Consider the following 15,819-nt stretch of genomic DNA (forward strand, 5'->3'; position numbering starts at 1 on the left):
TGAGCGGCCCCGTTTGCGATACAAAGCCAGCGTGGATGCTGGAAATTTCTTAAGGTTAAGCGTGGACGCTTGTCTTGGCCTCTTTGGTATTACTCAACATCACAATTCCAACCGCAATTACACCCCAAAGCAACATTTGCCAGGTGCTCATGTCCCACTCGCCAAGTTTCCAGGATAGCAGGCCGAAGTAGGTACCTGCCGAACCACCAATGAAATAGGTGGTCATGTAAATAGTATTCAGTCGGCTGTGAGCATGTTCATCCAACGCGTAGATACGGGCAAAATTAGTTATCTGAGTAGCCTGTACGCCAATATCTAAGAAGAAAATGGCTACAATAAGCGCGACAATCGAATAAGGAAAGATCTTCAGCAGGATCACACTGGCGATGATCATCCCAACGGAAATTAATAACGAACGGTGTGTATTGCCCTTGTCGGCCAGTTTGCCAAACCAAGGGGCAACCAGCGCGCCCCCAATGGCTATAAAGCCAAACAAACCAATGGCACTTGCCGAAAAATTTAGCGGCGCGTTACTGAGGTGGAAAGTTAGGGTGGTCCAAAAGGAGCAGAAGATGCCGAAGGTAAAGAAGCCAAGCAATGCCGCCTGTCTCAATATTTTAAATTCACCCACTAAGGATAGGGCTGATTTTAGCAAGCCCACATAATTACCTTTAAATTTTGGCGGTACGTTGGGCAGGTATAATTTCAATAATATTGCAACAACAAATACCATCCCAGCCGAGATGCCGTAAACAAAACGCCATCCCAACCAGCCGGCAATTAACCCGCTAATAACCCGCGCACCTAATATCCCCACTAAAATTCCACTAAATACTTTACCAACTGTTTTGCCGCGGTTAACACTATCTAATGTGGCGGCCATAGGCATCAATATCTGGGCCGATGTAGCAAGCAAACCAACTAATAAACTCAATGCATAAACCTGGTATAATTGCGTAGCAAAGCTAAACCCGGCAAGGGCTATGATCAATAAGGTACTTAACAACAGTATCAGGTTTTTGCGGTTTACCTTATCGCCAAGGGGGATCAAAAAAAACATCCCCAGGCCATAACCCAGTTGCGCAAACATCGATACCTTACCAATTTCGGAACCCGAAGCATGTACAGACAGGCCAATGTCTTTAAGAATAGGCTGGTTGTAATAGATGTTGGCTACCGTAACACCGGCCGCAACGGCCATTAGGGGAATAATTGCGGGGTGCAGTTTGGGGGTAGCGGTATCTGTCATGCGGCAAACCTAAGCAAATGGGTTATGCTATCAAATGCAAACACAGTTTATATGCCTTACAATGTATATTTGTGAAAGTAAGTTGACAAACGGGCGTAAAGCCGCCAAATATTTTCATATTTGAACAAACGCTAAATAATGATCAGGATTTGTGTTGTAGAGGATGAAGAAAAGGTTTCATCATTTATAAAAAAAGGCCTTAACGAACACGATTACGAAGTGGATATTGCCGATACTGGTGAAACCGCGTTGGAGATGGTGCAGGCGTTGGAGTATAACCTGCTGATACTGGATGTAATGCTGCCCGATATGAGCGGCATAGAAATATGCCGGGAAGTACGCAAGCACCAGCCCCAGTTGCCCGTGCTGATGTTAAGCGCATTAGGGACAATTGATGATAAGGTGAACGGTTTGCATTCCGGTGCGGACGATTACCTGGTAAAGCCATTCCATTTTAACGAATTGCTGGCGCGGATAGAAGCCCTGCTTCGCCGTAAAAAACTTGCCGATGACGATACCCATATTCTGAGTTTTGGAGGATTAAAACTAAATACGTGGGATAAAACTGCCGAGCGCGAGGGCAAACAAATAAACCTTACCGCTAAAGAATACAGCTTGCTTGAACTGCTGATGAACAACCCTGGCAAGCTACTTTCGCGCGAGTATATTATGGAGCGGGTATGGGGGATAAGCTTTGATACCGGTACCAATATGGTTGATGTTTATGTAAACTATCTGCGTAATAAAATTCAGAAGGGTTTCGAGAAAAAATTGATTCATACGGTGATTGGTATGGGGTATATTCTTAAGGACTAAAGCCCTACCCAAACCCTCCCCGGAAGGGAAGGCTTTAATAAAATTTAAAAAAATTCTCTCCGCTAACCTGCGGCGGAGATTTAAAGGGGGCTACTAATGAAAATAAAAACCCGGCTATCGTTATACTTTACGCTCATCAGTTCGGGGGCGTTGCTACTGGTTTTGGTGGCGTTGTATATTGCCGTGTATTCTTTTTTTACAGCCGATTTTTATAGCCGCCTTACCGACCGTACCAACCTGGCGTCTCAACTTTATTTAAAAGCTGATGAATTGGCGGCCGACAGTATGTTGCAAATTCAGCAGCGATACCTGGAGAAATTATCCGATGAGGTAATAAGGATCTATGACCGGGATAACCTGTCGGCCTTTAAAATGAACCATAATATTTATTGGAATCGGGGGATAATAGACCAGGTGCGCAAAGATGGTTACATGGAATATGAGGAAGGCGACCGCAAGGTGGTAGGCAAGTTCTATAAAGATAACCAGGGCGATTTTGTGATCCTGGCATCCGCGGTTGATGAAAACTCCACTCGGCGATTGTTATTGCTTTTGCAGATCACTTCGGTGCTGTTTATCATATTTGGTACGGGTTTGTTTTTCGCGGGGCGGATGTTTGCGCAAAAGGCGTTGTCGCCGGTAGATAAGGTCATTTCCCAGATCAGAAATATCCGCTCGAACAACCTGTATATGCGGGTAAGCCCTGTAAAAAGCAAGGATGAGATATCCGAGCTGATAGATAATTTTAACAGCCTGCTTGCCCACCTGCAAAACGCTTTTGAGCTGCAGCAAACCTTTGTAGCCAATGCATCGCATGAGTTGCGCACACCCCTTACCAGTATTATAGGCGAGGTGGAATTGGCGCTGGAAAAAGACCGTGATAAAACCGAATACGAGCGCATCTTGTTATCAATCGCTATTGATGGTGCCCGCCTGCAGGAAACCATTACCAGTTTGATGGAACTGGCCCAGGTAGACCTTAACTATACCCAGGCCAAACTAAGCCCGGTTAGGGTTGATGAACTGGTTTGGGAACTGGAGGAACAATGGTCGGCCAGGAAAGGGGCGGGGATGCTGAAGATCCAGCTGGCTGCCCTGCCCGAAGATGAAGAAGTACTAACCATCCCGGCCAATAAATCTATGCTGTATATCGCCCTGAATAACATCATCGATAACGCCTTTAAATATTCAGAACCGCACCCGGTAACTTTGAGTTTTGAAGCTAATGCATCGCACATTAAAATTGCGGTGAGCGATAACGGGCCGGGCATCAGTAAAGAAAACGCGGAGAAGATCTTCAACCCGTTCTTCCGTGCAAACAGGGATAAAAACATAGCCGGCAGCGGGATAGGCCTGTACATCACCAGCAAAATAATCGAGCTGTTTAAAGGCACTATTACGGTAGTTTCTGAAGGACACGCGGGTAGCACTTTTGTGGTTGAATTTTTGAAAAACAATGCCCCTTTTTAATTCTAATGCTAATCTAATTAAGTTTTAATGTGCTTCTAATACAGGTGCGATAGTTTTGCGACTATCAAATAAAGTACTAATGTTACGCACTTATTATAAAATTCTAATGCTTTTTGCCCTGGCAATTATTTGCGGGCAACAAGCCTCGGCCCAGTCCGACACCCTTAAGGTAAACTTTAAAGATGCAGAGAAACTTTTCTTGCAAAACAACCTGAGCCTGATAGCTCAAAAGTATAATGTTGATGCCACACAGGCATTGGTTAAACAAGCCAAACTTTGGGATAACCCCGTATTAAGTACCGACCAAAATATTACCGACGCCAACAAAAAGTTTTTTGACCACAGCAACGGTAACGGCCAGATAATGGTTCAGCTAAGCCAGGTTTTTAAAACTGCCGGCAAACGTGGCAAGCAGGTACAAATGGCTAATGATGATGTAAATATCCAGCAGGCCCAGTTTAACGACTTGTTAAGGAACTTGCATTACAACCTGCTGTTAGATTTTTCGCAGGTGGCTAACCTAATAGACCAGCGCAAGGTTTACCAAACCGAGATCATATCGGCTACCTATATGGTAAATGCTACCGATAAATCTTACCAGGCAGGTAACAACTCCTTAAAAGACCTTATCCGTTTAAAGGCCCTGTTATTTGGTTTGCAGAATGATCTGGTTGAGATAGACCGCCAGATAAACGGCCTGCAAAGCGAATTAAAAACCCTGTTAGTTGCAAACCAGGAGCAATTTATAGCACCGCAAATTACTTTTAATAATACCGATACCACGTTGAATGCGAATGATCTGTCGGCCCTTGCAAAAGCAAACCGCGGCGATTATTTAGCCAACCAATATTTGTTAGATCAAAACAATCACAACTTGTCGCTACAAAAAGCGCTGGCCGTGCCCGATGTTACCATTGGTAGCACGTTTGACCAAAACAACAGCTACGCCCGCAACTTTGTGGGTTTAGAGATCAGCTTGCCGCTGCCCGTCTTCAACCGCAACCAGGGTAATATTAAAAACGCCAGGCTTGCCGCGCAAAGCCAGGAATACACCCTAAAGAATAGTGAACTACAGGTGAAGAACGATGTATACTCGGCTGTGCAACAGTATAAATTAAGCCAGCAACTGTTGGGCAACCGCGAGAACGACTTTTACAGTAAGTACGATCAGTTGTTTAAAGGCATGTCTAAAGCTTACCAGTTGAAACAGATAAACCTACAGGAGTATATAGACTTTTTTGACTCGTACCGCGAAACCAAGATCAAAATTTTACAGCAGCAGTTAAACCTGCAAAAAGCCATTGCCGACCTCAACTTCGCGGTAGGCACTACAGTAGTAACCCCTTTATAATAATCAAACAATAGCACTAACACATATAATGAAAAAGCACATCATATACTTAGGCCTGGGTTTAATTGGCCTTAGCGCTTGCCAGGAAAAAAAGACCGGCACTATGGAAACCAAACAGGTTTGCGTAAGCGATTCGTTGCAAAAAATGATCAAGATAGATACCGCCAAAAGCACACCAATGAAGGATGAACTTACCCTTTCGGGTGAGGTATCATTCGATGAAAATAAAGTAGTAAAGGTATTCCCGTTCACCAGCGGGCAGGTTATGGAAGTTAAGGTTTCCCTTGGCGATAAGGTGGTTAAAGGGCAAACGCTTGCCATCATCCGCAGTGCGGATGTTGCCGGTAGCTATACTGACCTGAGCGCTACAAAATCTGATCTGGCCATTAACAAGCGCCAGTTAGAACAAGCCGAATACCTGTACAAGAATGGTATCTCCAGCGAGCGTGATTACACCGAGGCAAAAGAGAATTATAATAAAGCAGTAGCTGCGAATAGCAAAGTCCGCGACCAAATTGCTATTAACGGCGGTGGTAATACCAGCGCCAGCGGCTCGCTTATTATAAAAGCGCCGGGAAGCGGTTACATTGTAGAGAAAAATATCTCTGCCGGTAACTTCATCCGCCCGGATAATGCCAGCAGCTTGTTCACCATATCTGATATGAAAGATGTATGGATCTGGGCGAATGTGTTTGAATCTGACATCTCTAAAGTTAAAAAAGGGTATGATGCCAAAATAACAACCCTGGCCTATCCCGATAAAGTTTTTAGCGGCAAAATAGACGAGATCAGCTCGGTGCTTGATCCCGACAATAAGGTAATGAAAGTGCGGATCGCTTTAGAGAATAAAGAGATGCTTTTAAAGCCGGAGATGTTTACCAATGTGCTTGTATCAAACAAGGATATGCAAACTTCGATAGCTATCCCGGCATCATCAGTGCTGTTTGATAACAGTAAATATTTTGTGGTGGTTTATTACAGCAAATGCGACCTGCAGGTGCGTGCCGTAACCATGATAAAAACGGTTGACGATATTACTTACATCTCATCGGGCTTAAAACCGGGCGAGAAGGTAATATCAAAAAATCAGCTGTTGCTTTATAATGCCTTGATCCAGGAATAATTGAGTCAAGACATTTTGAATTAATTATCGAGATAAGAAACAACAAGTTAATACATGTAGTCAAATCAGACTTATAAGGACCTCTTGATTCTTGGCTTTTGATTCCTGACTCTCAAAAAATACACAAATGAACAATTTCATTAAAAATATCATATACTTTTCGCTAAGGCACCGGGCGATGGTATTCTTTTTAACAGCGGTGCTGGCTGTATTGGGCGTTTGGAGCTACTTAAATACCCCTATAGAGACGTTTCCGGACGTTACCAACACGCAAATAATCATTATTGCACAATGGCCCGGCCGCAGTGCCGAAGAGGTAGAAAAAATGGTGACCGTACCAATGGAAACTGTACTAAACTCTGTTCAAAAGAAGGTTAACCTGCGTACAACCTCATCATTTGGTTTATCATACATCCGCATAATTTTTGATGACGATGTAGACGATGCCTTTGCCCGCCAGCAGGTACTAAGCCGCTTAGGTAACTCCGACCTGCCCGACGGTGTAAAACCGGAAGTAGAGCCGCCTTATGGCCCAACAGGCGAGATCTATCGTTACACGCTAAAAAGTAAAACCAAATCGTTACACGAGCTTACCGCTATACAAGATTGGGTGCTTGACAGGCAGTTTAAAGCCGTACCAGGTGTTGCCGATGTAAATAGCTTTGGTGGCGAAGAAAAAACGTATGAAGTAAGCGTTAACCCGGCGCTGCTGCAAAAATATGGGATGACATCGCTTGATGTATTCAACGCTATAAGCCGCAGTAATATAAACGTAGGGGGCGATGTAATTGAAAAGAACGACCAGGCCTTTGTGGTGCGTGGTATTGGTTTAATCAACAACATTAGCGAGATAGAGAACATCATTGTTAAAAACGTAAAAAACGTACCTATACTGGCGCGTAATGTTGCCGAAATTAAAGAAAGTGGCTTGCCACGTTTAGGCCAGGTAGGGCGCGATAAAAACAGCGATGTTATTGAAGGTATTGTAGTAATGCGTAAGGGCGAGAACCCTGCCGAAGTGCTGACCCGCATCCGCGCTAAGGTGCAGGACCTGAACAACAACATACTCCCTAAAGATGTAAAGTTAGATACGTTTTATGACCGTACCACGCTGATGGATTTTTGTACCGAAACGGTGATCCATAACCTGTTAGAGGGTATTGTGCTGGTAACTGTTATTGTGTTCCTGTTTATGGCAGATTGGAGGACAACCCTAACCGTAGCCATTATTATCCCGCTGGCGCTGCTCTTCGCGTTCATTTGTATGCGCATTAAGGGGATGACGGCCAACCTGCTATCGATGGGGGCGATAGATTTTGGTATCATCATAGATGGTGCCGTGGTGATGGTGGAGGGCATCTTCGTAGCGCTCGACCATCGCGCCAAAGAACTGGGCATGGAGAAATTTAACAAGATAGCCAAGCTTGGTTTGTTTAAGAACGTAGGTGCCGAAATGGGTAAAGCTATCTTCTTCTCCAAACTAATCATCATCACTTGTTTGATCCCCATCTTCGCGTTCCAAAAGGTAGAGGGTAAAATGTTCTCACCGCTGGCATACACCTTAGGTTTTGCCTTGTTGGGTGCATTGATATTTACGCTTACGCTGGTGCCTGCATTATCAAGCATCCTGCTTAAGAAAAACGTACGTGAAAAGCATAACCCTGTGGTACTGTTTTTTGAGAACGGCATTCGCCGCATGTTCAATTTTACCTATCGTAATCAAAAATTAAGCCTTATCGTATCGGTATCTTTCATGATGCTTACCTTTATATCGGCTAAGTTTTTGGGTACCGAGTTTTTACCACAATTAAACGAAGGGGCGCTTTGGGTTACGGCACAGCTGCCAATGAGCACCTCGCTCGAAAATTCTGTTAACGTAACCAATAAAATGCGCCAGGTGCTGTCAACCTTCCCCGAGGTGAAACAAACGCTGTCGCAAGTAGGCCGTACCAATGATGGTACCGACCCTAAAGGCTTTTTTAACGTACAGATCCAGGTGGATCTTTTGCCTAAAAAGGAATGGAAAAGTAAAATAACCCAGGAAGAGCTGATTGCCGAAATGGATAAAAAGCTAAGCCAGTTCCCGGGTATTATTTTCAATTACTCGCAGCCTATTATTGATAACGTTGCCGAAGCCGTGGCGGGTGTGCCCGCATCCATGGCCGTAAAAGTATTTGGGCCCGATTTTAAAACACTGGATGTCAAGGCGGACCAGGTAATGGCGGTGCTAAAAAATATAAAAGGGGTTGAAGACCTTGGCGTATTGCGTAACCTTGGGCAACCCGAGTTTAGGATAGAGCTCGATCAGCGCAAAATGGCCGTTTATGGCGTATCAACCGCTGACGCGAACTCGGTAATAGAGATGGCGATAGGTGGTAAGGCGGCTACCCAGTTATACGAAGGCGAACGCAAGTTTGATATCCGGATCCGTTACCAAAAGCAATTCCGCGATACGCAGGAAAAAATAGAGAACCTGATGGTACCTACCATGAATGGTTCTAAAATATCCATTAAAGAAATATCGAGCATTACCTCACAAACCGGCCCTGCATTTATTTACAGGGATAACAACATGCGTTACATAGCGGTTAAGTTCTCGGTACGTGGGCGCGACCTGGGCGGTACTATAGCAGAAGCCCAGGAAAAGGTAGATAAAGCTGTAAAGCTTGACCAGGGGTACTCATTTACCTGGAACGGTGAGTTTGAGAACCAGATCCGTGCATCAAATACCCTTGCACGGGTGGTGCCTATATGTTTGCTGGTTATTTTCCTGATACTGTACGTTACTTTTGGCAACGCCAAAGATGCCGTACTGGTAATTATGAACGTACCGTTCGCGCTGATGGGCGGGATCCTGGCGCTGCATATTACGCACGTTAACTTCAGTATCTCGGCCGGTATTGGTTTCATAGCCCTTTTTGGGGTGTGTATCCAAAACGGTGTTATCCTCATCTCCGTATTTCGCAAGAATATAGAGGCACGTATGCCGCTTAACACGGCCCTGTTAGAGGGTGTGGTATCACGTGTGCGCCCGGTAGTGATGACCGCCCTGATGGCCGCTATAGGCCTGATGCCTGCCGCCTTATCAACCGGGATAGGCTCCGAAACCCAAAAACCCTTAGCCATTGTGGTGATAGGGGGCTTGGTTACCTCAACTATTCTTACCCTCTTAATATTACCGGTTATTTATGCTATGGTTTACAGGTTGATCCACAGGCGCGAAAACCGGAAACTATTAAAAAGGATAGGTGTGGTTAGTGCTTAGTTTATTGTTTGAAACATTGCACCCTAAGATGAGCCGCGAGGGATTATCTTAGAGAGTGCAATGTTATTTTTCGATCTGAGCTTAACTTATAATAAATAAGAGGCCGTATCATTGGTGAAATGATCGGCCTCTTTTTTATTATAAAACTTAATACTCCTTTATAGTAATCAAAGCACATGGGGTAATACTATTGGTGCCTTCCATGTAGGCAGGCTTGTTACACCCCCGACTTAAATATCATCCTAAACGACTGATCTCGGCTTAAATAGGCAACCGCCCAGTTATAAAGGGTACGCAGTTTGTTGCGGAAATTTACCAAGGAGATGAGGTGGATGAATAGCCACATTAACAATGCTAACACCCCGCGGAAGTGTACCGTGTGCTTAAACAGATCTACCACCGCGCTGTTGCGGCCTATAATAGCCATATCGCCCTTATCAAAGTATTTAAATGGCTTTAAAGGCTGGCCTTTAACCATGGCTATAAAATTGATAGCCAATGTACGGCCTTGCTGTATGGCAACCTGTGCTATTTGCGGGTGGCCTTTGGGGTAAGCTTCATCCGTCATTAGGATACAGGCATCACCAATAGCATAAATATTATCTAAACCTATTACTTTGTTGTTCCCGTCGGTTATCATCCTGTGTCCAGGGCCAAGGCTGGCTGTTGGGATGCCGTCAAATGTATTGGCAGTGATCCCCGCCGCCCAAATTAGCGTGCTTGATTCAATCACTTCGCCGTTTGAGAGCATGATCTTGCCGTCAACATAATCGTTAACGTGCAGGTTTAGCTTTACTTTTATACCAAGGCTGGTAAGTACCTTGTAGGCTTCCTTATGCGTTTTCTCGCTCATGGCGCCCAAAAGGTTAGGGCTGCCATCAATAATATAGATAGCACCAGGCTGGTTAACCAGTTCGGGGTAATCCTTTTTAAAGATATAGTTCTTCATCTCGGCCAGCATGCCCGATACCTCCACGCCGGTTGGCCCGCCACCTGCTACCACAATAGTGAGTAGCTTTTTGCGCTCGGCAGGGTCTTGGGTAATGGTGGCGCGTTCAAGGGTTTGCAGCAGGGCGTTACGCATGCGCAGGCCATCGTCAATGCTTTTCATGGGGATGGCATTTGCCTCGATATTGGCATTCCCAAAAAAGTTTGTTTTGGCACCAGATGCAAACACCAGGTAATCGTAGTTCAGTTCGCCATCCTTTAAGTAGATGGTTTGCGTGGCAGGGTCAACCTTCACGGGTTCGCCCAAACGGAAACGGATGTTATCCTTACGGAACAATTTACGAAAAGGATAACTGATGCTTGATGGTTCCAGGAAACTGGTTGACACCTGGTAAAGCAGTGGAGGGAAGTAGTTAAAGTTATTTTTATCTACCAGGGTAACTTGGTAGTTTTTGTTTTTTGCCACGTTTTGCGCAAAGTTTATGCCGGCAAAACCGCCTCCAATAACCACAATTTTTTTAATAGTTGCAGGTGCGCTGCCTGTAAAAATTTCAGGGTTAGAAAGATCGCTCATTTATTTTTTTTTGTTAGTCACCATTATAAATAACAACGTAAATGTACGTAAAGTGTATAGAGCACACTAAAAAATCAATCTAATTTTACATAGCCTTGATAATGGCTGTGAAGGGCGTTTTCAGGGCGAAAAAAAGCCGCTTTTAAGTGATTTAAAAGCGGCTTTTGTATTTCTGCAAATGGTGCTGTTACAAGTAAGATTGTAGCGCGCCACTACGCGATGATTGCTTTATACGTTGCAAGGCTTTGTCTTTAATTTGGCGAACACGTTCGCGGGTAAGGACAAATTTTTCGCCTATTTCTTCTAAGGTATGGGTGTGATTGTCGCCCAAGCCGTAAAACAGCATCAGTACTTCGCGGTCGCGTTCACCTAATTTAGAAAGGGAACGGCCAAGCTCGGTAGCTAACGAATCGTGGATTAAACCACTGTCGGTAGTTGGGTCATCATTGTGCATTACATCAAGCAATGTGCCTTCTTCGCCTTGTTGAAAAGGGGCATCCATAGATACCTGGCGGCCCGAGTTACGTAACGAGTCGGCAATCTTTTCAACCGTAGTTTCCAGGCATTCAGCCAGTTCTTCGGGGGTTGCTTCGCGTTCCAGCTGTTGCTCAAGCGATGATTGTGTTTTGCGGATCTTGCTCAATGTACCTATCTGGTTCAACGGTAAACGTACCGAACGTGATTGGTCTGATATAGCAGAGATAATAGATTGGCGAATCCACCAAACGGCGTATGATATAAATTTGAAACCTTTTGTTTCATCAAAACGGCGGGCGGCTTTTATAAGGCCAAGGTTACCTTCGTTAATAAGGTCGCCAAGGGTAATGCCCTGGTTTTGATATTGTTTTGCGACAGATACTACGAAACGAAGGTTGGCTTTTGTAAGGCGCTCTAAAGCGGCCTGGTCGCCTTCACGTATTTTTTGTGCCAGGATAACCTCTTCCTGTGCGCTAATGAGGTCTACTTTACCAATCTCTGTTAAGTATTTATCCAGCGATTGGGTTTCGCGGTTGGTAATAGATTGACTTATCTTAAGTTGTCTCATTTAATGGAAATAATGCGGCCACGTTTGCCGGCAATTAAATAATAAATAAACTTTAAAAGAGCGGGAGCGGGCGTTTTATATGGCCCGAAAAAAACATAAAAAGCATTCTCCGGATTAGGGAGAATGCTTCACGATTATTATTATAGTGTATTAAGCTACTTTAACTTTTACCGCGTTAGGGCCTTTTTTGCCTTCTTCTACTTCATACTGTACAGTGTCGTTTTCGCGGATGCGATCAACTAAACCTGATGAGTGAACAAACACTTCTTTGCCACCGTTACTTGGGGTGATGAATCCAAAACCCTTTTCTTCGTTAAAAAATTTTACTGTTCCTTGTTGCATTATATTGATTTAAATAGTGACAAATATACCATTTAATATTCATTAAATGGTATCAATAATTAATTGATATGCTTTTTGTTAGGCTTACCGTAATATTTATACGTAAAATGACAATGAATTGTTTTTTGTTATTTGACCGATAAAGGGCGTTTGTCATCCGCACATCACAATTATACAAAACGTGTAAGTTTGCGTGATATTTTACGGCCAAGCGGCAATACTTAAAACCGTTTTTTACGTTAATTAATCAGCATGTTTAAAATCGTGTACCTCTCAAAAATTATATGAAGAAAATAATCATTCAAATTGCACTATTGTTTACAGGTTTCAGCGCCCTGGCAGGTACGCCTAAAAATGCTGTTACCGATAAGGTTAAATTAGACACCGCTACATTTGCCACAGGTTGCTTTTGGTGTACCGAAGCTAAGTTTCAGCAATTAAAGGGCGTTAAAAAGGTGGTATCCGGTTTTAGCGGGGGTACAGTTGCCAACCCAACCTACAAACAGGTTTGCACCGGCACCACCGGCCACGCCGAAGCCTGCAACATTGTTTACGACCCTAAAGAGATTAGCTATGATGATTTACTCGCTGCGTTTTTTGTAGCACACGACCCAACCCAGCTTAATCGCCAGGGTAACGATGTGGGCACACAATACCGCTCGGCTATATTTTACCATAACGCCGCCCAAAAACAAAAAGCCGATTACTATATTGGTAAGCTAAATGCCGAGAAAGCCTACAAAAGCAATATTGTTACCCTGGTAACGCCTTACAAAGTTTTTTACAAGGCCGAAGATTATCACCAGGATTATTTTAATCAAAACAAAGGAAGCAATCCGTATTGCAAATATGTGATACAGCCAGAGTTGGAAAAATTTAGAAAGGTATTTAAAAATAAATTGAAAAGCTAAAAATGAAAGCGATATATATCACCGCTGTATTGTTGCTGAGTGTTACCTGCAGCACATTTGCGCAACATTTAAAGAGTAATAAAGGGCACGAAAATAACCCATACTATTCCAATACCGATACCACACCGTTAAAGGTTACGGATGCCCAGTGGAAAAAAATACTGCAACCAGCCTTGTACGCAACAGCCCGCGAACAAGCCACCGAACGCCCTTTTACGGGCCAGTTTTGGAACAAAAGTGCTAAGGGGACTTACTATTGCGCCGTTTGTGGTAATAAGTTATTCCGTTCTGATGCCAAGTTTGCAAGCGATTGTGGCTGGCCAAGCTTTTACGAGCCGGTGAGGAAGAACAGCGTGATCTACAAACAGGATAATTCTGTAGGGATGCAGCGTACCGAGGTGATTTGCGCGCGTTGCAGCTCGCATCTGGGGCATGTATTTGACGACGGCCCTGTGCCAACCTACAAAAGGTTTTGCATGAACTCTGTTTCGTTAGATTTTCAACCCGACGGATTTTGAAAATATATTGTTAGCAAAAAGCCCGCACTGATTACCAGTCCGGGCTTTTTGCTGTAGCAAGTTTTATGAATTAAACACCTTCGCAAAATCAACCGCGAAATCTGTTAATTTGGTTTTACCATGGGTATGCTCATGCTTATCATAGTCTTCCCATAAAATACCGTTGCGTACAGCAGTACCCATTTCTACATAGTTACGGGCAATCTCTGGTGGTAATCCGGCCTGCAAAAGGCCCTGTAGGTTCTGCTCATCGGTAAAGTCAACCCATTTTAAATCAGGTTTACCAATTGCTGCGCCTAAAATAGACGCTACCTCATTGGTGGTTCTTTCGTCGGATGAAATGTAGCGGATGCTGGTCCCGCTAAAGTCGCTTTGTAATTCTGCGGAGGCCACTTCGGCAATATCATTGGGATGTACAAACACGATGCGGGAGTTATGGCCATAATTAGCACCCAAAAAACCAAGGTGTTTGATCATTTCGATGTTCGCCAATAAGTTGGTGTAGAAGAAAGCCGGGCGCAGGTGTTTTATCGCCACGCCATCGAGTTGCTTGTAAGTTTGCTCTACATCATGAATGCCAGAGATAGGGCCGGTACCGCCATCGATGTGCGCACCAATACTGCTTAGGTTCACCACTTTTTTAATGCCCGATGCTTTTATCGCTTCTGTATAGTTTTTACCAACACCGCCAATGTAAGCGCGTAAGTTTGCTGCGGCAAAGTTATTGGGTATCATGGTGTAGATGGTATCGGCGCCTTTAAATGCGTTAGTTAGGAAAGCAATATCATCTACCGAACCAATTGCCGGGATAGCGCCAAGCTTTTTAATTTCTGCGGCTTTATCCGCGTTGCTGCTGATAAGCGTTACGGTATGGCCTGCTTGTACCAATTCAGTTGCCAGTGGTTTACTAATGTTGCCCAATGAGCCTGTTAATGTAATTTTCATGATAATTTTTTTTGTTTTGGTTGATAACAAAGGTATATTTATACTTGCTTTTTTACAAGTACTTACCCTAAAGTATGTATCTATGACCGCCATCAAAGAAAGCTCGACCCGCAACGAAAACAAAGAAATAGCCATTAATGCCTGCCCGGTAAGTTATGTGATGAACAAAATAGGCGGGCACTGGAAACCCATTATCCTGTACCAGCTAATGAGCGGGCCAAAGCGCTATAACGAATTAAATAAAGCCATCCCAAACATTACCGAAAAGATGCTAATACAGCACCTGAAACAATTGCAGGAGGATGATCTGGTTATCCGTAAATCCGAGCCTGTAGTACCACCACATGTCACTTATAAATTAAGTAAAACAGGCGAAAGTTTAACCCCGGTTATGGAAGCTATAGCCACCTGGGGCTTTAAATTCATCGACAAAAACTAAAAAAAATAAGCGTTTGCAAATGTTTGTACTTTAGCGTTTTATGGGGGTATAGGCAATGTTTATAGACGCGTTTTATTGCGTCTGTAAACAATTTTCGATTTTTGGACGTTATAGAAGGCAGTTACCCACTTAAAACTAATACTACGATATAGATAAACTTATACGCTTTTAACCAAATAATTAATTGAATTAAAAACATGAATAACATGAAAAGATCCGTTTTAATGGTTGGCGCATTAGTCGTTTTAAACTTAACAGCTGGCCGTGTATTTGCACAGGTACAGGATACCACCAAAAAAACCACGACAACAACAACTACTACTGTAGCAGCACCAGCAGATGGTGCAACTGATGTGGTTGGCGCATTAGCCAGTAACGCAGATTACTCTACCGCCCTTGCTGATGTAAAAGCAGCGGGACTTGACGCTACCCTTAAAACAGGGGGGCCATATACCATCTTCGCGCCAAACAATGCCGCATTCAGCGCATTGTCGCCTGCAAAGCTTGATAGTTTAAGTAAAGACCCTGCTAAACTGGCTACCGTGCTAAAAGGCCATGTAGTAACCGGTAAATATGCAAAGGCCGATATCATAAAAGCATTAAATGCCGGAAAAGGTAAAGCGACGTTAACCACTATCGACGGGCAAACGCTAACGCTTTCAGTTACTGCCGATAAGAAATTGCAGTTGGCAAACGCCGCGGGTAATACCGCCCAGGTGGTTTTATATGACTTGGTGGGCGCAAACGGTGTGGTAAATGGCTTAAATGCTGTTTTGGCACCCGTTAAATAATATAACCAAAATAAAAATGCAAAAGCTCCCCG

The 15,819-nt window shown here is 43.9% G+C and carries 14 protein-coding genes; 9 read left to right on the forward strand and 5 right to left on the reverse strand.

Features of this window, described 5'->3' with window-relative positions:
* Positions 1–55: 55 nt before the first annotated feature.
* Positions 56–1,249 (reverse strand): MFS transporter, encoded by a 1,194-nt coding sequence (locus tag NAF17_RS12720; protein ID WP_252758370.1) that lies wholly within the window; start codon positions 1,247–1,249, stop codon positions 56–58.
* Positions 1,250–1,387: 138 nt separating this feature from the next.
* On the opposite strand from NAF17_RS12720, the gene NAF17_RS12725 reads away from it, so the two are divergent.
* From NAF17_RS12725 to NAF17_RS12745, 5 genes are all read left to right on the forward strand, one after another.
* On the forward strand, positions 1,388–2,065 hold the full coding sequence (locus NAF17_RS12725; RefSeq protein ID WP_252758371.1) for a response regulator transcription factor: 678 nt from the start codon (positions 1,388–1,390) through the stop codon (positions 2,063–2,065).
* A 96-nt stretch (positions 2,066–2,161) separates the two neighbouring features.
* Positions 2,162–3,535, forward strand: a complete 1,374-nt coding sequence (locus NAF17_RS12730) for a sensor histidine kinase (RefSeq protein WP_252758372.1) — start codon at positions 2,162–2,164, stop codon at positions 3,533–3,535.
* A gap of 106 nt (positions 3,536–3,641) precedes the next feature.
* Complete coding sequence (locus NAF17_RS12735; RefSeq protein ID WP_252758373.1) at positions 3,642–4,886, forward strand: TolC family protein; 1,245 nt, start codon at positions 3,642–3,644, stop codon at positions 4,884–4,886.
* Between the two features lie 28 nt (positions 4,887–4,914).
* Positions 4,915–6,009, forward strand: coding sequence for an efflux RND transporter periplasmic adaptor subunit (locus NAF17_RS12740; RefSeq protein WP_252758374.1), 1,095 nt, complete (start codon positions 4,915–4,917; stop codon positions 6,007–6,009).
* Between the two features lie 127 nt (positions 6,010–6,136).
* Positions 6,137–9,274, forward strand: a complete 3,138-nt coding sequence (locus tag NAF17_RS12745) for an efflux RND transporter permease subunit (protein ID WP_252758375.1) — start codon at positions 6,137–6,139, stop codon at positions 9,272–9,274.
* A 217-nt stretch (positions 9,275–9,491) separates the two neighbouring features.
* Here NAF17_RS12745 and NAF17_RS12750 read toward each other — a convergent pair whose 3' ends face one another.
* The 3 genes from NAF17_RS12750 to NAF17_RS12760 form a co-directional block, all read right to left on the reverse strand.
* On the reverse strand, positions 9,492–10,796 hold the full coding sequence (locus NAF17_RS12750; protein ID WP_252758376.1) for an NAD(P)/FAD-dependent oxidoreductase: 1,305 nt from the start codon (positions 10,794–10,796) through the stop codon (positions 9,492–9,494).
* 187 nt (positions 10,797–10,983) lie between these two features.
* A complete protein-coding gene (locus NAF17_RS12755; protein ID WP_252758377.1) occupies positions 10,984–11,841 on the reverse strand; it encodes a sigma-70 family RNA polymerase sigma factor in 858 nt (285 codons plus the stop codon).
* A gap of 150 nt (positions 11,842–11,991) precedes the next feature.
* Complete coding sequence (locus NAF17_RS12760; RefSeq protein WP_129875592.1) at positions 11,992–12,183, reverse strand: cold-shock protein; 192 nt, start codon at positions 12,181–12,183, stop codon at positions 11,992–11,994.
* Between the two features lie 284 nt (positions 12,184–12,467).
* Here NAF17_RS12760 and msrA point away from each other — a divergent pair, with 284 nt between their 5' ends.
* Together msrA and msrB are read left to right on the forward strand one after the other, a co-directional pair.
* On the forward strand, positions 12,468–13,094 hold the full coding sequence (gene msrA / locus NAF17_RS12765) for a peptide-methionine (S)-S-oxide reductase MsrA (protein ID WP_252758378.1): 627 nt from the start codon (positions 12,468–12,470) through the stop codon (positions 13,092–13,094).
* A 2-nt stretch (positions 13,095–13,096) separates the two neighbouring features.
* On the forward strand, positions 13,097–13,612 hold the full coding sequence (msrB, locus tag NAF17_RS12770) for a peptide-methionine (R)-S-oxide reductase MsrB (protein ID WP_252758379.1): 516 nt from the start codon (positions 13,097–13,099) through the stop codon (positions 13,610–13,612).
* Positions 13,613–13,675: 63 nt separating this feature from the next.
* Here the strand turns inward: msrB and NAF17_RS12775 are convergent, their stop codons facing one another.
* A complete protein-coding gene (locus tag NAF17_RS12775; protein ID WP_252758380.1) occupies positions 13,676–14,557 on the reverse strand; it encodes an NAD(P)H-binding protein in 882 nt (293 codons plus the stop codon).
* Here NAF17_RS12775 and NAF17_RS12780 point away from each other — a divergent pair.
* On the forward strand, positions 14,556–14,996 hold the full coding sequence (locus tag NAF17_RS12780; RefSeq protein ID WP_252758381.1) for a winged helix-turn-helix transcriptional regulator: 441 nt from the start codon (positions 14,556–14,558) through the stop codon (positions 14,994–14,996). The two genes, NAF17_RS12775 and NAF17_RS12780, sit on opposite strands and share 2 nt — an antisense overlap.
* A 206-nt stretch (positions 14,997–15,202) precedes the next feature.
* Positions 15,203–15,787, forward strand: a complete 585-nt coding sequence (locus tag NAF17_RS12785) for a fasciclin domain-containing protein (protein WP_252758382.1) — start codon at positions 15,203–15,205, stop codon at positions 15,785–15,787.
* Positions 15,788–15,819: the final 32 nt, after the last annotated feature.

The organism is Mucilaginibacter aurantiaciroseus, assembly GCF_024055595.1.
In the GTDB taxonomy this organism is placed as follows: domain Bacteria; phylum Bacteroidota; class Bacteroidia; order Sphingobacteriales; family Sphingobacteriaceae; genus Mucilaginibacter; species Mucilaginibacter aurantiaciroseus.